This is a genomic window from Variovorax sp. J2L1-78 (assembly GCF_030317205.1).
GTDB classification, from domain to species: Bacteria; Pseudomonadota; Gammaproteobacteria; order Burkholderiales; family Burkholderiaceae_C; genus Variovorax; species Variovorax arabinosiphilus.
Genome location: NZ_JASZYB010000001.1, coordinates 1,389,554 through 1,407,942 on the forward strand (window position 1 = coordinate 1,389,554; position 18,389 = coordinate 1,407,942).

The 18,389-nt window shown below is 65.1% G+C and carries 20 protein-coding genes and 1 tRNA gene; all 21 read right to left on the reverse strand.

The window, feature by feature from the left end; translation table 11 throughout:
- Positions 1-8 precede the first annotated feature (8 nt).
- The 21 genes from QTH86_RS06670 to QTH86_RS06770 all read right to left on the reverse strand — a co-directional run bounded on the left by QTH86_RS06670 (position 9) and on the right by QTH86_RS06770 (position 18,375).
- A complete protein-coding gene (locus QTH86_RS06670) occupies positions 9-455 on the reverse strand; it encodes a DUF1178 family protein (RefSeq protein WP_286645452.1) in 447 nt (148 codons plus the stop codon).
- An 11-nt stretch (positions 456-466) separates the two neighbouring features.
- Positions 467-1,057, reverse strand: coding sequence for an NUDIX domain-containing protein (locus QTH86_RS06675; protein ID WP_286645451.1), 591 nt, complete (start codon positions 1,055-1,057; stop codon positions 467-469).
- Positions 1,058-1,061: 4 nt separating this feature from the next.
- Positions 1,062-1,370, reverse strand: a complete 309-nt coding sequence (locus tag QTH86_RS06680; protein ID WP_286645450.1) for a DUF2818 family protein — start codon at positions 1,368-1,370, stop codon at positions 1,062-1,064.
- A gap of 7 nt (positions 1,371-1,377) precedes the next feature.
- Positions 1,378-2,865 carry an NADH-quinone oxidoreductase subunit NuoN gene (gene nuoN, locus QTH86_RS06685; protein WP_286645449.1) on the reverse strand — a complete coding sequence of 496 codons (1,488 nt, stop codon included), beginning with the start codon at positions 2,863-2,865 and terminating at the stop codon, positions 1,378-1,380.
- 24 nt (positions 2,866-2,889) lie between these two features.
- Positions 2,890-4,365: an NADH-quinone oxidoreductase subunit M gene (locus QTH86_RS06690; RefSeq protein ID WP_286645448.1), complete on the reverse strand. Its 1,476-nt coding sequence runs from the start codon at positions 4,363-4,365 to the stop codon at positions 2,890-2,892.
- Positions 4,366-4,390: 25 nt separating this feature from the next.
- On the reverse strand, positions 4,391-6,439 hold the full coding sequence (gene nuoL / locus QTH86_RS06695) for an NADH-quinone oxidoreductase subunit L (RefSeq protein WP_286645447.1): 2,049 nt from the start codon (positions 6,437-6,439) through the stop codon (positions 4,391-4,393).
- Positions 6,440-6,448: 9 nt separating this feature from the next.
- Entirely contained in the window at positions 6,449-6,757 is a 309-nt protein-coding gene (gene nuoK, locus QTH86_RS06700) for an NADH-quinone oxidoreductase subunit NuoK (protein WP_262074813.1), read from the reverse strand.
- The gene (locus tag QTH86_RS06705) at positions 6,754-7,407 is read right to left on the reverse strand and encodes an NADH-quinone oxidoreductase subunit J (protein ID WP_286645446.1); all 654 of its coding nucleotides are present in this window, start codon (positions 7,405-7,407) and stop codon (positions 6,754-6,756) included. Before QTH86_RS06705 ends, nuoK begins: the two co-directional genes overlap by 4 nt.
- 26 nt (positions 7,408-7,433) lie before the next feature.
- Positions 7,434-7,946, reverse strand: coding sequence for an NADH-quinone oxidoreductase subunit NuoI (gene nuoI, locus QTH86_RS06710; protein ID WP_286645445.1), 513 nt, complete (start codon positions 7,944-7,946; stop codon positions 7,434-7,436).
- Positions 7,947-7,961: 15 nt separating this feature from the next.
- Positions 7,962-9,038: an NADH-quinone oxidoreductase subunit NuoH gene (gene nuoH / locus QTH86_RS06715; protein WP_286645444.1), complete on the reverse strand. Its 1,077-nt coding sequence runs from the start codon at positions 9,036-9,038 to the stop codon at positions 7,962-7,964.
- Positions 9,035-11,227: an NADH-quinone oxidoreductase subunit NuoG gene (gene nuoG / locus QTH86_RS06720; protein WP_286645443.1), complete on the reverse strand. Its 2,193-nt coding sequence runs from the start codon at positions 11,225-11,227 to the stop codon at positions 9,035-9,037. Before nuoG ends, nuoH begins: the two co-directional genes overlap by 4 nt.
- Positions 11,228-11,243: 16 nt before the next feature.
- The gene (nuoF, locus tag QTH86_RS06725; RefSeq protein WP_286645442.1) at positions 11,244-12,584 is read right to left on the reverse strand and encodes an NADH-quinone oxidoreductase subunit NuoF; all 1,341 of its coding nucleotides are present in this window, start codon (positions 12,582-12,584) and stop codon (positions 11,244-11,246) included.
- A complete protein-coding gene (nuoE, locus tag QTH86_RS06730) occupies positions 12,581-13,111 on the reverse strand; it encodes an NADH-quinone oxidoreductase subunit NuoE (protein WP_286645441.1) in 531 nt (176 codons plus the stop codon). The genes nuoF and nuoE overlap by 4 nt, the downstream gene beginning before the upstream one ends.
- On the reverse strand, positions 13,108-14,361 hold the full coding sequence (locus QTH86_RS06735; protein ID WP_286645440.1) for an NADH-quinone oxidoreductase subunit D: 1,254 nt from the start codon (positions 14,359-14,361) through the stop codon (positions 13,108-13,110). Before QTH86_RS06735 ends, nuoE begins: the two co-directional genes overlap by 4 nt.
- Positions 14,362-14,385: 24 nt before the next feature.
- Complete coding sequence (locus tag QTH86_RS06740) at positions 14,386-14,994, reverse strand: NADH-quinone oxidoreductase subunit C (protein ID WP_286645439.1); 609 nt, start codon at positions 14,992-14,994, stop codon at positions 14,386-14,388.
- Positions 14,995-15,005: 11 nt separating this feature from the next.
- The gene (locus QTH86_RS06745; RefSeq protein WP_140839331.1) at positions 15,006-15,488 is read right to left on the reverse strand and encodes a NuoB/complex I 20 kDa subunit family protein; all 483 of its coding nucleotides are present in this window, start codon (positions 15,486-15,488) and stop codon (positions 15,006-15,008) included.
- 26 nt (positions 15,489-15,514) lie between these two features.
- Complete coding sequence (locus tag QTH86_RS06750) at positions 15,515-15,874, reverse strand: NADH-quinone oxidoreductase subunit A (protein WP_262074822.1); 360 nt, start codon at positions 15,872-15,874, stop codon at positions 15,515-15,517.
- Positions 15,875-15,942: 68 nt separating this feature from the next.
- Positions 15,943-16,027, reverse strand: a tRNA-Leu gene (locus QTH86_RS06755).
- 129 nt (positions 16,028-16,156) lie between these two features.
- Positions 16,157-16,573 (reverse strand): preprotein translocase subunit SecG, encoded by a 417-nt coding sequence (secG, locus tag QTH86_RS06760; RefSeq protein WP_286645438.1) that lies wholly within the window; start codon positions 16,571-16,573, stop codon positions 16,157-16,159.
- Positions 16,574-16,607: 34 nt separating this feature from the next.
- The gene (tpiA, locus tag QTH86_RS06765) at positions 16,608-17,357 is read right to left on the reverse strand and encodes a triose-phosphate isomerase (RefSeq protein WP_286645437.1); all 750 of its coding nucleotides are present in this window, start codon (positions 17,355-17,357) and stop codon (positions 16,608-16,610) included.
- A 19-nt stretch (positions 17,358-17,376) separates the two neighbouring features.
- Positions 17,377-18,375: an NAD(P)H-quinone oxidoreductase gene (locus QTH86_RS06770; protein ID WP_286645436.1), complete on the reverse strand. Its 999-nt coding sequence runs from the start codon at positions 18,373-18,375 to the stop codon at positions 17,377-17,379.
- Between the last annotated feature and the right edge of the window lie 14 nt (positions 18,376-18,389).

Sequence of the window (18,389 nt, forward strand, 5' to 3'; positions counted from 1 at the left end):
CGCTGGCGCTACTGCAGGGTTTCCTTGAGCGCCGCGGGCAGCGGCAAGGGCAGCACCGGGATGCCCTCGTCGAGCAGCGCTTCGGTCTGCTCGCGCGTGGCCTGCCCGCGGATACCGCGTTCGGCCGTCTCGCCGTAGTGCATGCGACGCGCCTCGTCGGCAAAGCGTTCGCCGACATCTTCGGTCTTGGCCATCACCTCGCGCACGGCGCGCATCCACCGCGCCTCGGGTGAATCCGGTGCGGCCACGGCGTTGGCCGATGCCGATGCGGTTTCCGGCGCCTTCGCGCCGCTCAGGTTGAGGCGCGGCGCCGACAGCAGCTTGGTGACGGAGGTGTCGCCACAGATCGGGCAGGCAACCAGGCCGGTCGCGCGCTGTTCGTCGAAGGCATCGTTGGAGGCGAACCAGCCCTCGAAGGCGTGGCCGTGCTGGCATTGGAGGTCGAGAACCTTCATGCCGGCAATTATCAGTCGCCGTTCGCGGCGGGCAGGGTCTGCCAGTCGAGCGTCCACACGCCCGACAGGACGTTCTGCAGCCAGAGCATGCAGCTGTGCGTCTTGGCGTCGGTCACCCGGCCGTCGCGGCAGCCGTCGAACAGCTCCTGCGGCGTGGCTGTGAACACGTCGACGAACTCGCCATGGTCGAGCTGGCGATCGCCGAGCGTCAGCCCGCGGGCAAAGAAGATGTGGATGATCTCCGTGGAATAGCCGACCGCCAGGTGCATCAGGCCGGCATATGCCCACTCGCGCGCGGTGTAGCCGGTTTCCTCCAGCAGTTCGCGCTGGCCGCAGACCAGCGGCGATTCACCCGCATCGAGCTTGCCGGCCGGAAACTCGGTCATCACCTGTCCCACCGGGTAGCGGTACTGCCGCTCGAGCACGAGGCGGCCGTCGTCGAGCAACGGCACCACCACCACGGCGCCGGGATGGATCACATACTCGCGCGTCGCCGTGTGGCCGTCGGGCAGGCGCACGGTGTCGCGCTTGGCGTGGAGGAAATTGCCCTCGAAGAGCGACTCGCTCGCGATGCCCTCTTCCTTCAGATGCGCGTCGTCCATGGGGTCAGTTCCTGTGTTTGAGCAGATAGCGCCAGGTGAAGCCGGGAAAGGCCAGCACGATGAAGAGTGCGCCGGTGATGGCGTAGAACTCCCAACCCTGCGGCGCGATCTGCCCGACCCGGCGCTCGAACAGCAGTCCGATGCCGCCGACGATGAAATAGAGCAGCACCAGTTCCGCCAGCCGAATCGCCAGCGACTTCTTGCCGCCGGTGCCGACAGGAAGCACCGCGAGCAAGCGCTCGTTCAGGAACGGCAGGTTCGCGGCCACCAGGGCCAGCAGCAGGACCAGCCAGACGGAGGCGCTTTGCGACACGCCGCCGTCAGTTCGCCAGCGTGGCCACGATGGCCTGTGCGCACAGCGTCATCAGGCCACCAGGCACGATGCCGAGGATCAGGATCAGCGCGCCGTTGACCGTGAGCACCGCACGCACGTCGCGCGGGGCCGACACGGTGGTCGCCGTGACCGGTGCGTCGAAGTACATGACCTTCACGATACGCAGGTAGTAGAAGGCGCCGATCAGCGACATGATCACCGCGAACACGGCCAGGCCGATGTAGATGGCCTGTCCCGACGCGATGAGCGCCTGCAGCACGGCCAGCTTGGCGTAGAAGCCAACCAGCGGCGGCAGGCCGGCCAGCGAGAACATCGCGATGGCCATCACGCCGGCGTACAGCGGACTGCGCTGGTTCAGGCCGGCCAGGTCGGTGATCTCTTCGCTCTCGAAGCCTTCGCGCGCCAGCAGCAGGATGATGCCGAAGCTCGCCAGCGTGGTCAGCACATAGGTCACGACGTAGAACATCGAGGCGCTGTACGCGAACTGCGCGTTGTAGGTGCTGCCGTTGACCACGCCCGCCACCAGACCCAGCAGCATGAAGCCCATCTGCGAGATGGTCGAGTAGGCCAGCATGCGCTTGAGGTTGGTCTGCGCGATGGCAGCCAGGTTGCCCACCAGCAGCGAGGCGACGGCCAGCACCGCCAGCATCTGCTGCCAGTCGATGGCCAGCGGCAGCATGCCTTCCACCAGCAGGCGGATGATGATGGCGAAGGCCGCCAGTTCGGGCGCGGCGCCGATCAGCAGCGTGATCGCCGTCGGCGCGCCCTGGTACACGTCGGGCACCCACATGTGGAACGGGGCGGCGCCGACCTTGAAGGCCAGGCCGGCCACCACGAAGACCAGGCCGAACACCAGCACCTGGTGGTTCACCTTGCGGCTCGCGATCGCTCGGAAGACCTCGTTGACGTCGAGCGAACCTGTGGCGCCGTACATCATCGACAGGCCGTACAGCAGGAAGCCGCTGGCCATGGCGCCGAGCACGAAGTACTTCATGGCGGCTTCGCTGGCGGTCGCGTTGTCGCGGCGCAGCGCCACCAGGGCATAGCTGGAGAGCGTGAGCAGTTCCAGGCCCAGGTAGATCATCAGGAAGTTGCTGCCCGAGATCATCACGAATCCGCCCAGCAGCGAGAACATGCTGAGCGTGAACATCTCGCCGCCGCGCAGCATGCCGCGGTCGGCCGCATAGGGACGGCCGTAGACCAGCGTCACCATCAGGGCCAGGGTCGCGAAGCACTTGAGCCAGTTGCCCATCGGGTCGCTCACGACCATGCCGCCGAAGCCGTAGACCGTGCGTCCGTTGGAGGCATTCAGGCCGGTGAGCACTGCCACCACCGCCAGCGTGAGCAGGGTCAGGATGTAGGTGCGGGTGCGGCGGGCGCCGGTCGTCGACAGATCGACCAGCGCGATGATGCAGGTCATGACCAGCAGCAGCACTTCGGGGTAGATCGCCATCCAGCTGAGTTTGTCAATCATCTCGTTCTCTTGTCAGCGTGGATTTCAGGGAAGCTTGGACGCGGCGACATGGCGCAGCAGGTCGACCACGGAGGCATCCATCACGTCGGTGAAAGGCTTCGGAAAGAGGCCCATCCACAGCACGGCGATGGCCAGCAGCGACAGCATCAGGAACTCGCGGGCGTTGATGTCCTTGAGCTCCTTCACATGGTCGTTGCCCACCGGGCCCAGGTAGACGCGCTTGTACATCCAGAGCGTGTAGGCGGCGCCGAAGATCAACGCAGTGGCCGCACCGAAGCCGACCCAGAAATTCGCCTTGACCGCGCCGAGGATCACCATCCACTCGCCCACGAAGCCGGCGGTGCCCGGCAGGCCGCAGTTAGCCATGGCGAACAGCAGCGCGAAGGCGGCGAACTTGGGCATGGTGTTGACCACGCCGCCGTAGTCGGCGATCTGACGCGAGTGCACGCGGTCGTACAGCACGCCGATGCCCAGGAACATCGCACCCGAGACGAAGCCGTGCGCGATCATCTGCACGATGCCGCCGGACACGCCGAGCTCGTTGAAGATGAAGAAGCCGAGCGTGACGAAGCCCATGTGGGCGACCGACGAGTACGCCACCAGCTTCTTCATGTCCTGCTGCACCAGCGCGACCAGGCCGACGTAGATCACGGCGATGAGCGACAGGCCGATCATCAGCCAGGCCCATTCGCGCGAGGCGTCGGGCGCGATCGGCATCGAGAAGCGCAGGAAGCCGTAGGCACCCAGCTTCAGCATGATGGCGGCCAGCACGGCCGAGCCACCGGTCGGCGCCTCGACGTGCACATCGGGCAGCCAGGTGTGGACCGGGAACATCGGCACCTTTACGGCGAAGGCCGCGAAGAAAGCGAAGAACAGGAAGCTCTGCGCGCCGCTTTCCAGCGGCAGCTTGTGCCAGGTCAGGATGTCGAAGCTGCCGCCCGACTTGTTGTACAGGTAGATCAGCGCGACCAGCATGAGCAGCGAGCCGAGCAGCGTGTACAGGAAGAACTTGAAGGCGGCGTAGATCTTGTTCGGGCCGCCCCAGATGCCGATGATGAGGTACATCGGGATCAGCGTGGCTTCGAAGAACACGTAGAACAGGATGCCGTCGAGCGCCGAGAACACGCCGATCATCAACCCCGACAGGATCAGGAAGGCGCCGAAGTACTGGCTCACGCGCTCGGTGATCACCTCCCAGGCCGAGATCACGACGATCACGGTGATGAAAGCGGTCAGCAGCACCAGCCACAGCGACAGGCCGTCGACGCCCACGTGGTAGCTCACGTTGAAGCGCTGGATCCAGCTGAACTTCTCGACGAACTGCATTGCAGCGGTGCCGAGCTGGAAACGCGTGTACAGCGGGATCGTGACCAGGAAGCTCACGAGGGAGCCGACCAGCGCGATCCAGCGGACCATGTTGGCACGGTCGTCACGGCCGATGGCCAGGAGCAGGACGCCGAAGGCGATCGGCACCCAGATGGCAAGGCTCAACAAACCCATTTTTCTTTTTCTCCAGCGCGCACGCTTACTTGTTGAACCAGACGAAGTACGTCATGAGCACGAAGATGCCCAGCAGCATCGCGAAGGCGTAGTGGTAGATGTAGCCCGACTGCATCCAGCGCACGACGCCGGCGATGCGGCCGATCAGCTTCCAGGAACCGTTCACCACGGCACCGTCGATCAGGGCCTGGTCGCCGCCCTTCCAGAACGCCGTGCCCAATGCACGTGCGCCGCGGGCGAGGATGTTCTCGTTGATCCAGTCGAGGTAGTACTTGTTCTCCAGCAGGCGGTACACCGGGCCGAAGGCACGCTTGATCGCCGCCGGCAGCGCCGGGTTGATCATGTACATGTAGTACGACAGCGCCACACCCGCCAGGGCCAGCCAGAACGGCGCCGTGGTCAGGCCGTGGATCGCCATGGCCAGCGGTCCGTGGAAGGCTTCTTCCATTTCCTTCATCGCCGGATGTTTGTCCAGGTTGAAGAAGATCGCGTCCTTGAAGAACTCGCCGTAGAGCATCGGCTGGATCGTCAGGAAGCCGATCACGACCGAGGGGATGGCCAACAGCACGAGCGGCAGCCAGACCACCCAGGGCGACTCGTGCGGCTTGTGCGCGTCATGGCCGTGGCCATGATCGCCATGACCGTGGTCGTCGTGCGCGTGATGATCGTCGTGGTGCGCGTCCGGGTTCTGGTCGTAGCGCTCCTTGCCGTGGAACACCAGGAAATACATGCGGAACGAATAGAAGGCCGTGACGAACACGCCTGCGAGCACCGCGAAGTTGGCGAAGCCGGCACCCCACAGGTGGCTCTCGTGCACCGCTTCGATGATGCTGTCCTTCGAGTAGAAGCCCGAGAACAGCGGCGTGCCGATCAGCGCCAGTGAGCCCAGCAACGAGGTGATCCAGGTGATCGGCATGTACTTGCGCACGCCGCCCATCCAGCGGATGTCCTGGTTGTGGTGCATGCCGATGATCACCGAGCCGGCGCCGAGGAACAGCAGGGCTTTGAAGAAGGCGTGCGTCATCAGGTGGAACACGGCCACCGAGTAGGCCGAGGCGCCCAGCGCCACCGTCATGTAGCCCAGCTGCGACAGCGTCGAGTAGGCGACCACGCGCTTGATGTCGTTCTGGATGATGCCCAGGAAGCCCATGAAGAGCGCGGTGATGGAGCCGATCACGAGGATGAAGCTCAGGGCCGTGTCGCTCAGCTCGAACAGCGGGGACATGCGTGCCACCATGAAGATGCCGGCGGTCACCATGGTCGCCGCGTGGATCAGTGCCGAGATGGGGGTCGGGCCTTCCATCGAGTCGGGCAGCCAGACGTGCAGCGGGAACTGCGCGCTCTTGCCCATCGCGCCGATGAACAGGCAGATGCAGATCACGGTCACCAGCATCCACTCGGTGCCCGGGAAGGTCAGCTTGGCCAGGTCGTCGGCCTTGGCGAAGGCTTCGCCGTAGTTCAGCGTGCCGGCGTAGGCGGCGATCAGGCCGATGCCCAGGATGAAGCCGAAGTCGCCCACGCGGTTGACCAGAAAGGCCTTCATGTTCGCGAAGATCGCGGTCGGCTTGTTGAACCAGAAGCCGATCAGCAGGTACGACACCAGGCCCACCGCTTCCCAGCCGAAGAACAGCTGGAGCATGTTGTTGCTCATGACGAGCATCAGCATCGAGAAGGTGAACAGCGAGATGTAGGCGAAGAAGCGGTTGTAGCCCTCGTCCTCTTCCATGTAGCCGATGGTGTAGATATGGACCATCAGCGACACGAAGGTCACGACGCACATCATCATGGCCGTGAGGCCGTCGACCAGGAAGCCGACTTCCATCTTCAGGCCGCCGACGATCATCCATTCGTAGAGCGTGGCGTTGAAGCGCGCGCCGTCGACGACCACGCTCTTGAGCGTCATCGCGGAGATCAGGAAGGCGATGGCGACGCCGAGGATGGTCAGCGAATGCGTGACCTTGCGGCCGATGTGGTTGCCGCCGAATTTCGTGCCGAACAGGCCGGCCAGTGCTGCGCCGACCAGCGGCGCCATCGGGACCGCCAGCAGCGTGGATGCGGAAAGTGTTGCGCTCATGAGAAAGCCTTATCCCTTGAGCGTGTTGAGCTCGTCGACATTGATGCTCGACTTGTTGCGGAACAGCAGCACCAGCAGCGCCAGGCCGATGGCCGACTCGGCCGCGGCGACCGTCAGGATGAAGAACACGAAGATCTGGCCGTGCATGTCGCCCAGGTAGTGCGAGAAGGCGACGAAATTCATGTTGACCGCCAGCAGCATCAGTTCGATGCACATCAGCAGCACGATCAGGTTCTTGCGATTCAGGAAGATGCCGATGACCGACATCGCGAAGAGCATCGCGCCGAGCGACAGGTAATGTGAGAGGGTCAGTGTCATGCCTTCTTCTCCGGTGCGGCAGGTGCAGGCTCGGCCGGCGGGGGCGGCGGTGCCGCACGCGTGGCGTCGACCTTCACGAGGTGCATGCGGTCGCGTGCCTTCACGTGGATCTGGTCGCTCACATCGATGAACTTGGTGTCCTTGCGTTGGCGCAGCGTGAGCGCGATGGCCGCGATCATCGCCACCACCAGGATCACGGCGGCGATCTGCACCGGGTACAGGTACTCCGTGTACAGCAGGATGCCCAGCGCCTTGGTGTTGGAGCCGCCCTGCGTCATGGCCGCCTGCGCCGCCGCGGGCATCTCACGGAAGCCGCCCATCAGCACGTAGGCCATCTCGAGCGCGATCACCACACCGACCAGCGCGGCCAGCGGGAAGTGCTTCCAGAAGCCCTCTCGCAGGCTGTCCATGTTCAGGTCGAGCATCATCACGACGAACAGGAAGAGCACCATCACGGCGCCCAGGTAGACGAGCACCAGCACGATGGCCAGGAACTCGGCCTGCAGCAGCAGCCACACGGCCGATGCCTGCGAGAACGCGAGCATCAGGTAGAGCACGGCGTGCACGGGATTGCGCGCCGTGATGACTCGGAAGGCCGCGAACAGCAGCACCAGCGAGAACAGATAGAAGAAGCCTGTCTTGACGTCCATGGAATTTTTCTTTGGGGCGTCTGCCGTTAACGGTATTTCGCGTCGGCTGCCTTGTTCACAGCGATCTCTTTTTCGTAGCGGTCGCCCACGGCCAGGAGCATTTCCTTGGTGAAGTACAGGTCGCCCCGCTTCTCGCCGTGGTACTCGAGGATGTGCGTCTCGACGATCGAGTCGACCGGGCAGCTCTCTTCGCAGAAGCCGCAGAAGATGCACTTGGTCAGGTCGATGTCGTAGCGCGTGGTGCGGCGCGAGCCGTCGTCGCGCACGTCGGATTCGATCGTGATCGCCACCGCCGGGCACACGGCCTCGCACAGCTTGCAGGCGATGCAACGCTCTTCGCCGTTGTCATAGCGGCGCAGCGCGTGCAGGCCGCGGAAGCGCGGCGACAGCGGGGTCTTTTCCTCGGGGAACTGGACCGTGATCTTGCGGCGGAACGCGTAGCGCCCCGTCAGGACCATGCCCTTGAGGAGTTCCGTGAGCATGAAGCTCTTGAGGAAGTCCTTGACCGAGAAGGTGGAAGCAGCAACAGCTGAAGACATCGTGGGGTTCTCCGCTTAGTTCCAGATGTTCCAGGGCGTCTGCATCCAGCCCCCGACCACCAGCAGCCACACCAGGGTGACCGGAATGAAGATCTTCCAGCCCAGACGCATGATCTGGTCATAGCGGAAGCGCGGGAAGGTGCCGCGGATCCAGATGAAGAGCGTGAGCACGAAGAAGGTCTTCAGGCCCAGCCAGATCCAGCCCGGGATGAAATCGAGGAAGCCGATCGGCGACAGCCAGCCGCCCAGGAACATGAGCGCGGCCAGGATCGACACGAGCCACATGCTGGCGTACTCGGCCAGGAAGAAGATCGCGAAGCCCATGCCCGAGTACTCGACCATGTGGCCAGCCACGATTTCCGCTTCGCCTTCGACCACGTCGAAGGGGTGGCGGTTGGTCTCGGCCACGCCGGAGATCACGTAGACCACGAAGATCGGCAGCAGCGGCAGCCAGTTCCACGACAGGAAGCCCAGGCCCATGTTCACGCCCATGCCCTTGCCCTGCGAAGCCACGACGTCGCCTAGGTGCAGGCTGCCCGTCACCATGATGACGACGACCAGGCAGAAGCCCATGGCGATTTCGTAGCTCACCATCTGGGCCGACGCGCGCAGCGCGCCCAGGAAGGCGTATTTCGAGTTCGAGGCCCAGCCGGCGATGATCACGCCGTACACCTCGATCGAGGTGATCGCCATGATCAGCAGCAGGCCAGCGTTGACGTTCGCGAGGATCGCCTCGGGCCCGAAAGGAATCGCGACCCAGGCGGCGAGCGCCGGCATGATGGCCATGATCGGGCCGAGACGGAACAGCCCGGGCGACGCGGCGGTCGGGTTGATCAGTTCCTTGGTGAGCAGCTTGAGTGCGTCGGCGATGGGCTGCAGCAGGCCGAAGGGCCCCACGCGGTTGGGGCCATGGCGGACCTGGATCCAGCCCAGGAACTTGCGCTCCCACAGCGTCGCATAGGCCACGGCGCCGAGCAGCGGCAGCAGCACGCAGATGATCTTGATCAGTGCCCAGAGCACCGGCCAGCCGCCGGCGGTCCACCAGTGTGCGCCGATGAGGCCCTGGCCGAAACCGTAGATGGAATCGATCATGCCGTCACCTCATCCAGGACCGGATGCTGGCCGGGCCACACACCGAGCGCCGCATGCGAAGCACCGCGCGCATCGGCGGTCAGCTGCAGCGAGGTGGCGCGGCGCACGAGGCCGTCCAGCTGGTAGATCGACGCCGTGACCGGCGCTGCGGCATCGACCGCCGCCTTCGACAAGTCGACGCCGGCAGGCGCTGCATTCGACAGCCGGTCGGCAGCGATGTGCGTCGCGCCGGCGTCGGCGCCACGCACCGAGGCCAGCACGTCCTGCGCGGTTTCGAAATCGAAGTTCGGCAGGCCGAGCATGTTGCCCAGCACGCGCAGGACCTTCCAGGCCGGACGGGCTTCGCCGCGCGGCTTGACCACGGCATGGAAGCTCTGGATCCGGCCTTCGGCATTGACGAAGGTACCGGGCGTTTCGCTGAACGGCGCGATCGGCAGCAGCACGTCGCTGATGGCGAGGTTCGCCTTGAAGGGGCTCAGGGTCACGACCATCTGGGCATGCTCGAGGCCAGTTGCCGCACGGGCGCCCGCCGCCGAGTCGAATTCAGGTTCGTTGTTGAGCAGCAGCACGGCCTTCAGGCCGCCCGACAGCATCTGGCCGGCGTTCAGGCCGTTCGCGCCAGGCAGTGCGTTCGCCCATTGGGCGCCGACCGTGTTGGCGGCTTCGGTGAGGTAGCCGACGCTGGCGCCGGTCTGTTCGCCGATCCACTGCGCGAGCGCCAGCAGACGCGATGCGTCGGCATGGTGGGCCGCGGCATTGCCGAGCAGGATCGCCTTGCGCTCGCCGCCCAGCAGCGATTGCGCGACGGCCTTGGCCTCGTCGCTCGCGTTGCCTTGGGCAGGCGCCGAAACGCCCTTCTCTGCCCCGATGGCCGTCGCCACGTCGGCCAGGGCCTGTACCCAGCCGCCAGCGGCCACGGTCGTCACGCCGGCGAGCGACATGGCCCACGCGTCGCGCGAAGCCAGTTCGTTCGCCGAGGCGATCACGCTCACGGCCGCACCCTTGCGGGCGGCCTGGCGGATGCGCTGCGCGAACAGCGGATGGTCCTTGCGCAGGTTCGAGCCCACGACCAGCACGCGCTGCAGGTTCGACAGCGACGCGATCGAGGTGCCGAGCCAGCGGATGCCGCCGGCCGGCGTGAAGTCGGCGGCGCGCAAGCGGTAGTCGATGTTCTCGCTGCCCAGGCCGCGCACCAGGGCGCCGGCGAGCGCCAGCTCTTCGACGGTGCTGTGCGGGCTGACCAGCGCGCCGATGGCGGACGCGCCATGGTCGGTCTTGATCTGGCGCAGGCCGTTGGCCACGTATTCGAGGGCGGTCTGCCAATCGACGGCCTGCCATTGGCCGCCCTGCTTGAGCATGGGCTGCGTCAGGCGCTCGTCGCTGTTGAGCGATTCGTACGAGAAGCGGTCGCGGTCGGCGATCCAGCATTCGTTGACGTCTTCGTTCTCCAGCGGAACGACGCGCATCACCTGGTGGTTCTTGACCTGGACGATCAGGTTGGCGCCGGTCGAGTCGTGCGGGCTGACCGACTTGCGACGCGAGAGCTCCCACGTGCGGGCGCTGTAACGGAAAGGCTTGCTGGTGAGCGCACCGACCGGGCAGATGTCGATCATGTTGCCCGAGAGTTCGGAGTCGACGGTCTCGCCCATCACGGTCGTGATTTCGGAATGCTCGCCGCGGTGGATCATGCCGAGCTCCATCACGCCGGCGACTTCCTGGCCGAAGCGGACGCAGCGCGTGCAGTGGATGCAGCGGCTCATCTCTTCCATGCTGATGAGCGGGCCGACGTCCTTGTGGAACACCACGCGCTTCTCTTCCTCGTAGCGCGAGGAAGAGCCGCCGTAGCCCACGGCCAGATCCTGCAGCTGGCATTCACCGCCCTGGTCGCAGATCGGGCAGTCGAGCGGGTGGTTGATGAGCAGGAACTCCATCACCGACTGCTGGGCCTTGATGGCCTTCTCGCTCTTGGTGCGGACGATCATGCCCTGGGTCACGGGCGTGGCGCAGGCCGGCATCGGCTTGGGCGCCTTCTCCACGTCGACCAGGCACATGCGGCAGTTGGCCGCAATGCTGAGTTTCTTGTGGTAGCAGAAGTGCGGGATGTACGTGCCCGCCTTGTCGGCCGCATGCATGATCATGCTGCCTTCGACGATGTCGACCTTCTTGCCGTCGAGTTCGATTTCAACCATATGTTTTCCCGGTCCCTCAGGCCTTGGCGGCCACTTTGGGGACGTAGCCCGGAATCAGCGCCTCGAACTCGTGGCGGAAGTGCTTGATCATGGCGCGCACCGGCATCGCCGCAGCGTCGCCCAGTGCACAGATCGTGCGGCCCTGGATGTTGTCGGCCACGGAGTTCAGCAGGTCCATGTCGGTCTGCTTGCCGTGACCGTTGTGGATGCGGTCCACCACGCGCCACATCCAGCCCGTGCCTTCGCGGCACGGCGTGCACTGCCCGCAGGATTCGTGCATGTAGAAGTACGAAAGGCGCTTGAGCGACTCGACCATCGAACGGCTGTCGTCCATGACGATGACCGCACCCGAACCCAGCATCGAGCCGGCCTTGGCGATGGAGTCGTAGTCCATGGTGCAGGCCATCATGATGTCGGCCGGCAGCACCGGCGACGACGACCCACCCGGGATCACCGCCTTGAGCGTGCGGCCCTTGCGCACGCCACCGGCGAGTTCGAGCAGCTTGGAGAACGGCGTGCCCATCGGCACCTCGTAGTTGCCCGGCAGTTCGACGTCACCGCTCACCGAGTAGATCTTGGTGCCGCCGTTGTTCGGCTTGCCGCATTCGAGGTAGGCCTGGCCGCCGTTGCGGATGATCCAGGGCACCGCCGCGAAGGTCTCGGTGTTGTTGATGGTGGTCGGCTTGCCGTACAGGCCGAAGCTCGCCGGGAACGGCGGCTTGAAGCGCGGCTGGCCCTTCTTGCCTTCAAGCGATTCGAGCAGTGCGGTTTCTTCGCCGCAGATGTACGCGCCGAAGCCGTGGGCCGCATGCAACTGGAAGTTGTACGTGCTGCCCATGATGGCATTGCCGAGGTAACCGGCCGCCCTCGCCTCTTCCAGCGCTTCTTCGAAGCGTTCGTAGGCCTGGAAGATCTCGCCGTGGATGTAGTTGTAGCCGACGCTGATGCCCATCGCGTACGCCGCAATGGCCATGCCTTCGATCACGATGTGCGGGTTGAACTGCAGGATGTCGCGGTCCTTGCAGGTGCCCGGCTCGCCTTCGTCCGAATTGCAGACGAGGTACTTCTGGCCCGGGAACTGGCGGGGCATGAAGCTCCACTTCAGGCCGGTCGGGAAGCCCGCGCCGCCACGGCCGCGCAGGCCGGAAGCCTTGACCTCGGCGATCACCTGGTCGGGCGTCAGGCCCTCGGTCAGGATCTTGCGCAGGGCCTGGTAACCGCCGCGCGCTTCATAGTCGGCCAGGCGCCAGTTGGTGCCGTCGAGGCCGGCATAGATCTGAGCGCCGATGTGGCGGTCATGGAAGCAGGTCTGGACACCCGTGGCCCGGAACTGCGAGAGGACTTGTTCGGGCGTCATGCGGCGTCTCCCTTCGACGAGGCACGCAGGCCGTCGATGAGCTGGTCGAGCTTCTCGTTGCTCATGAAGCTGCACATGGTGCGGTCGTTGACCAACATCACCGGCGAATCGGCGCAGGCGCCGAGGCATTCGCTCTGCTGCAGCGTGAACATACCGTCGTCGGTCGTGCCCCCCATGGTGACGCCGAGTTTCTTCTCGAGGTGGTTCAGCGCCGTGACGCCGTCGCGCAACTGGCACGGCAGGTTCGTGCACACGTTGAGCTTGAAGCGGCCGGTCGGCTGCTGGTTGTACATGTTGTAGAAGGTCGTGACCTCATGCACGGCGATCTGCGGCATGCCGAGGAAGTCGGCGACGACCTTCTCGCTTTCGAGGCTCACGTAGCCCTGTTCCTGCTGCACGATCGACAGGCAGGCCATCACGGCGGACTGCGCCTGGTCGGCCGGGTACTTGGCCACTTCGCGCGCGAAGCGTTCCAGGGCAGCGGCAGACAGCGGCTTCGCGGCCGCGGGGGTGCTGGGATTGCTCATCGATCGATTTCTCCGAACACGATGTCCAGGGTGCCGATCACGGCGACGGTGTCCGCGATCATGTGGCCACGCGTCATCTCGTCGAGCGCCGACAGATGCACGAAGCCGGGCGCGCGGATCTTCAGGCGGTACGGCTTGTTGGCGCCGTCGCTGACCAGGTAGATGCCGAACTCGCCCTTCGGGTGCTCGACGGCGGCATACGCCTCGCCTTCGGGCACGTGGAAGCCTTCGGTGAAGAGCTTGAAGTGGTGGATCAGCTCTTCCATGTTGCCCTTCATGGACTCACGGGCCGGCGCTGCCACCTTGTGGTTGTCGGTGATGACCGGGCCGGGATTCACGCGGAGCCAGTCGACGCATTGCTTGATGATGCGGTTGGACTGCGCCATCTCTTCCATGCGGACCAGGTAGCGGTCGTAGCAGTCGCCGGTCTTGCCGACCGGGATGTCGAAGTCCATGCGGTCGTACACGTCGTACGGCTGCTTCTTGCGCAGGTCCCAGGCGATGCCGGAGCCGCGCAGCATCGGGCCGGTGAGGCCGAGGTTGAGCGCGCGCTCGGGCGTCATGACGCCGATGCCAACGGTGCGCTGCTTCCAGATGCGGTTGTCGGTCAGGAGCGTGTGGTACTCCTCCATGTGCTTCACGAAACGCTTCGTGAAGTCATCGATGAAGTCAAGCATCGAACCCTGGCGGTTCTCGTTCATGCGCTCGAGCGCCTTGGCGTTCTTGATCTTGCTGACCTTGTACTGCGGCATCGTGTCCGGCAGGTCGCGGTAGACGCCGCCCGGGCGGAAGTACGCCGCGTGCATGCGCGCGCCCGAGACGGCTTCGTATATGTCGAACAGGTCTTCGCGTTCGCGGAACGCATAGATCAGGATGGTCGAGCTGCCGCAGTCGTTGCCGTGCGAGCCGAGCCACATCAGGTGGTTCAGCAGGCGCGTGATCTCGGCGAACATCACGCGGATGTACTGCGCGCGGATCGGCACCTCGATGCCCATCAACTTCTCGATGGCCAGGCAATAGGCATGCTCGTTGGACATCATCGACACGTAGTCGAGGCGGTCCATGTAGGGCAGCGACTGGATGTAGGTCTTGTGCTCGGCGAGCTTCTCGGTCGCGCGGTGCAGCAACCCGATGTGCGGGTCGGCGCGCTGGACGACTTCGCCGTCGAGCTCGAGCACCAGGCGTAGCACACCGTGCGCGGCCGGGTGCTGCGGACCGAAGTTGAGCGTGTAGTTCTTGATTTCAGCCATGTTGAATCACCGTGGCACGAAGCCTCAGTGCAGGCCTCCGTAGTTCTCTTCGCGGATCACGCGCGGCGTGACTTCGCGGGGTTCGATCGACACCGGCTGGTAGACCACGCGCTTGAGCGCCTCGTCGTAGCGCATCTCGACATGGCCCGACAGCGGGAAGTCCTTGCGGAACGGGTGGCCGATGAAGCCGTAGTCGGTCAGGATGCGGCGAAGGTCTTCATGACCCTCGAACACGATGCCGAACAGGTCGAAGGCTTCGCGCTCGAACCAGTTGGCCGAAGCCCACAGGTGCATCACCGACGGCAGCACGGGGAAATCGTCGTCGGCGCAGAACACCTTCACGCGCACGCGCTGGTTCAGGCTTACCGACAGCAGGTGCGACACCGCGCAGTAGCGCAGGCCTTCCCATTCGGTGTCGCGGTACGACGAATAGTCGACGCCGCAGAGGTCGACGAGCTGCTCGAACTGGCAGCCCGGCGCGTCGCGCAGGGTCTGCATGGCGGCCAGGTAGTCGGCGGCCTTCACCACCAGCGTCACCTCGCCGAGCGCCACATTGATGCTCTTGACCTTGTCGCCAAGGGCCGCGGCAATGGTGTCCTTCAGGGCACCGGGATCGATCGCAAAGACTGTCATGTCGGTCCCGTTCAGGCGCGGGCGATGGTGTTGGTGCGGCGCACTTTCTGCTGCAGCTGGATGATCCCGTAGATCAGGGCCTCCGCCGTGGGCGGGCAGCCCGGCACGTAGACGTCGACCGGCACGATGCGGTCGCAGCCGCGCACGACCGAGTAGCTGTAGTGGTAGTAGCCGCCGCCGTTGGCGCACGAGCCCATCGACAGCACCCAGCGGGGCTCGGCCATCTGGTCGTACACCTTGCGCAGCGCCGGCGCCATCTTGTTGCACAACGTGCCGGCCACGATCATCAGGTCGGACTGGCGCGGGCTGGCGCGGAACACCTCGGCGCCGAAGCGCCCGATGTCGTAGCGCGCGGCGGCCGCATGCATCATTTCGACCGCGCAGCAGGCCAGACCGAAGGTCATGGGCCACAACGAGCCGGTCTTGGCCCAATTCACCACCGAGTCGTAGGACGTGGTGACGAAGCCTTCTTTGAAAACGCCTTCAATGGCCATGGCTGTACCTTGTTGCCGAGTTCCGGCTATTCCCAGTCAAGCGCACCCTTTTTCCATTCGTAGGCGAAGCCCACGACGAGGATGGCCAGGAAGATCACGACCGCCCAGAAGCCCGCCGGACCCACTTCCTTGAGCGCGACGGCCCAGGGGAAGAGGAAGGCGATTTCCAGGTCGAACAGGATGAAGAGGATGGCCACCAAGTAGTAGCGGACATCGAACTGCATGCGGGCGTTCTCGAACGCTTCGAAACCGCACTCGTAAGGGGAATTTTTGGCCGCGTCGGGCCGATTGGGACCAAGGATGTAGCCCAGAACCTGGGGTGCGATGCCGACCCCGATGCCGACCAGAATGAACAACAGGACGGGGAGGTAGGAATCGAGGTTCATCAGGGGGTTCTATCACCGCTTGACACCGACAGGAAGCAGCGCGATGGCTGCCTTCTGCCGGTGAGATTTGGTGCGGTCGGCGAGACTCGAACTCGCACAGCTTTCGCCACTACCCCCTCAAGATAGCGTGTCTACCAATTTCACCACGACCGCGGTTTTTTGCTGCCCGGATGGCATGAGGAACCCAGAGGGTTTTGGCTTTCCGGACAGCTTTAGAGTTTACCCTGAAATGCAGTTGTTTTCAGTGCACTGCTGCAATGAATGCACACAGATTTGCGTGGATCACTTCGTCGGGATCTGCGTTGCACCGGAAGCGGGCGCGGCAGGTGCCGAAGCCGGTGCACTGGCGCCCGGCGCAGCCGGCGTGCCAGCGGCCGGAATCTGCGCAGCACCCGATGCAGCCGGCGCAGGCGCACCGATGGCCGCGCGCTCGAGCAGGCTGTTGCCGCCCGACGCAGGCCGCGCATGGCTGAAGTAGGCCAGCAGCAACGTGCACACGAAGAACACCGCGGCGAGGACTGCCGTGGTGCGCGACAGGAAGTTGGCGCTGCCGCTGGCACCGAACAGGCTACCAGCGCTGCCGCTGCCGAAGGCCGCGCCCATGTCGGCGCCCTTGCCGTGCTGCACCAGGATGAGGCCGATCATTGCCAGCGCGGTGAGCATCTGCACACCGACGAGGATGTTGAGGACCATGTTCATTCGTTGTTTCTCCTAAGGATCTGCCGCGCGCGACTCAGCGTGCGGCTGCAATGATGTGTAGAAAGTCAGGCGCCTTGAGCGACGCGCCGCCGATCAGACCGCCGTCGATGTCGGGCTGGGCGAGCAGTTCCGCCGCATTGGCCGCGTTCATGCTGCCGCCGTAGAGGATGCGGATGCCCGCGGCGTGTTCGCTCGCCGCGTGGTGCAACTGTGCGCGCAGCACGGCATGCACGCCCTGCGCCTGTTCGGGTGTGGCCGTCTTGCCCGTGCCGATGGCCCAGACCGGCTCGTACGCCACCACGATCTCGCTGATGCAATGGCCGTTGACGTGGATGACCGCGGCGAGCTGGCGCTTCACCACCTCTTCCGTGCGGCCGGCTTCGCGCTCCGCGAGCGTTTCGCCCACGCAGACGATCGGCGTGATGCCATTGGCGAGCGCGGCTGCCGTCTTGGCCGCCACGACGTCATCGGTTTCGCCGTGGTACTGGCGCCGCTCCGAGTGGCCGACGATGGCGTAGCGCACACCGAAGTCCTTCAACATCGCCGCCGACTGCTCGCCGGTGAAGGCGCCTTGCGGCTGGGCCGAAATGTCCTGCGCGCCCAGCGCGACGGGCGAGCCCGCCACCAATGACTGCACCTGCGCGAAGTACGGTGCCGGCACGCACACCGCGACGTCGCAGCCCGGCGTGCCGACGCCCTGCAGCAGCGCCTTCAGCAGCGCGTCGTTGGCCGACAGGCTGCCGTTCATCTTCCAGTTGCCGGCAATCAGCTTCCGTGGGGTCATCGTCGTCTTGTTCCGTTGTTCACCAGCTCAGCACGATCTTGCCGATGTGCTGGTTCGATTCCATCAGGACATGGGCCTGCGCCCCGCCGCTGGGATCGCCGATGGCGGCGAAGGTGCTGTGCACGACAGGTTTGATCGCGCCGCTCTCCAGCAGCGGCCACACCTTGTCGCGCAGCGCCTGCGCGATGGCGCCCTTGAAGGCGATCGAGCGCGGACGCAGGGTCGAGCCCGTGACCGTCAGGCGGCGACGCAGCACCAGCCCGGCGTTGATCTCGGCCTTGATGCCGCCCTGCACCGCGATGATCACCAGCCGGCCGTCTTCGGCCAGGCAGTCGATCTCGCGCGCCACATAGGCACCGGCGACCATGTCGAGGATCACGTCGACGCCCCGGCCGTCCGTGATGCGCTTGATCTCGGCGACGAAGTCGCTCGACTTGTAGTTGATGGCGTGGTCGGCGCCCAGCTTGAGGCAAGCCTCGCACTTGTCGTCGCTGCCGGCCGTGACGATGACCGTCGCGCCCATGGCTTTGCCGAGCTGGATGGCGGTCACGCCGATACCGCTCGAGCCGCCCTGGATCAGCAGCGTCTCGCCCTTCTGGAGGCGACCGCGCTCGAACACGTTGCTCCAGACGGTGAAAAAGGTCTCGGGCAGCGAGGCGGCATCGATGTCGCTCCAGCCCTTGGGCACCGGCAGGCACTGCGCGACAGGCGCCACGCAGAGTTCGGCATAGCCGCCGCCCGCGACCAGTGCGCAGACGCGGTCGCCGATCGCCAGGCCGGCATCGGCCAGCGCCTTGGCGTCGCCAGCGACGATCTCGCCGGCCACTTCGAGGCCCGGCAGATCGGACGCGCCCGGCGGCACCGGGTAGTTGCCGGTGCGTTGCAGTACGTCCGGGCGATTGACGCCGCTGGCCGCGACACGGATCAGCAGTTCGCCCTCGCCCGCCACCGGGTCCGGCCGATCGACGACGCGCAGCACGTCCGGCGCACCGAACGAAGTGATTTCAATGGCTTTCATCGTGGGAAGGGAAA

Bases quoted from the DNA above. Each gene is read 5' to 3' on its own strand.
- QTH86_RS06670 (WP_286645452.1), bottom strand. From the start codon at position 455: ATGAAGGTTCTCGACCTCCAATGCCAGCACGGCCACGCCTTCGAGGGC.
- QTH86_RS06675 (WP_286645451.1), bottom strand. From the start codon at position 1,057: ATGGACGACGCGCATCTGAAGGAAGAGGGCATCGCGAGCGAGTCGCTC.
- nuoN (WP_286645449.1), bottom strand. From the start codon at position 2,865: ATGATTGACAAACTCAGCTGGATGGCGATCTACCCCGAAGTGCTGCTG.
- QTH86_RS06690 (WP_286645448.1), bottom strand. From the start codon at position 4,365: ATGGGTTTGTTGAGCCTTGCCATCTGGGTGCCGATCGCCTTCGGCGTC.
- nuoL (WP_286645447.1), bottom strand. From the start codon at position 6,439: ATGAGCGCAACACTTTCCGCATCCACGCTGCTGGCGGTCCCGATGGCG.
- nuoK (WP_262074813.1), bottom strand. From the start codon at position 6,757: ATGACACTGACCCTCTCACATTACCTGTCGCTCGGCGCGATGCTCTTC.
- QTH86_RS06705 (WP_286645446.1), bottom strand. From the start codon at position 7,407: ATGGACGTCAAGACAGGCTTCTTCTATCTGTTCTCGCTGGTGCTGCTG.
- nuoI (WP_286645445.1), bottom strand. From the start codon at position 7,946: ATGTCTTCAGCTGTTGCTGCTTCCACCTTCTCGGTCAAGGACTTCCTC.
- nuoH (WP_286645444.1), bottom strand. From the start codon at position 9,038: ATGATCGATTCCATCTACGGTTTCGGCCAGGGCCTCATCGGCGCACAC.
- nuoG (WP_286645443.1), bottom strand. From the start codon at position 11,227: ATGGTTGAAATCGAACTCGACGGCAAGAAGGTCGACATCGTCGAAGGC.
- nuoF (WP_286645442.1), bottom strand. From the start codon at position 12,584: ATGACGCCCGAACAAGTCCTCTCGCAGTTCCGGGCCACGGGTGTCCAG.
- nuoE (WP_286645441.1), bottom strand. From the start codon at position 13,111: ATGAGCAATCCCAGCACCCCCGCGGCCGCGAAGCCGCTGTCTGCCGCT.
- QTH86_RS06735 (WP_286645440.1), bottom strand. From the start codon at position 14,361: ATGGCTGAAATCAAGAACTACACGCTCAACTTCGGTCCGCAGCACCCG.
- QTH86_RS06740 (WP_286645439.1), bottom strand. From the start codon at position 14,994: ATGACAGTCTTTGCGATCGATCCCGGTGCCCTGAAGGACACCATTGCC.
- QTH86_RS06745 (WP_140839331.1), bottom strand. From the start codon at position 15,488: ATGGCCATTGAAGGCGTTTTCAAAGAAGGCTTCGTCACCACGTCCTAC.
- QTH86_RS06750 (WP_262074822.1), bottom strand. From the start codon at position 15,874: ATGAACCTCGATTCCTACCTCCCCGTCCTGTTGTTCATTCTGGTCGGC.
- secG (WP_286645438.1), bottom strand. From the start codon at position 16,573: ATGAACATGGTCCTCAACATCCTCGTCGGTGTGCAGATGCTCACCGCG.
- tpiA (WP_286645437.1), bottom strand. From the start codon at position 17,357: ATGACCCCACGGAAGCTGATTGCCGGCAACTGGAAGATGAACGGCAGC.
- QTH86_RS06770 (WP_286645436.1), bottom strand. From the start codon at position 18,375: ATGAAAGCCATTGAAATCACTTCGTTCGGTGCGCCGGACGTGCTGCGC.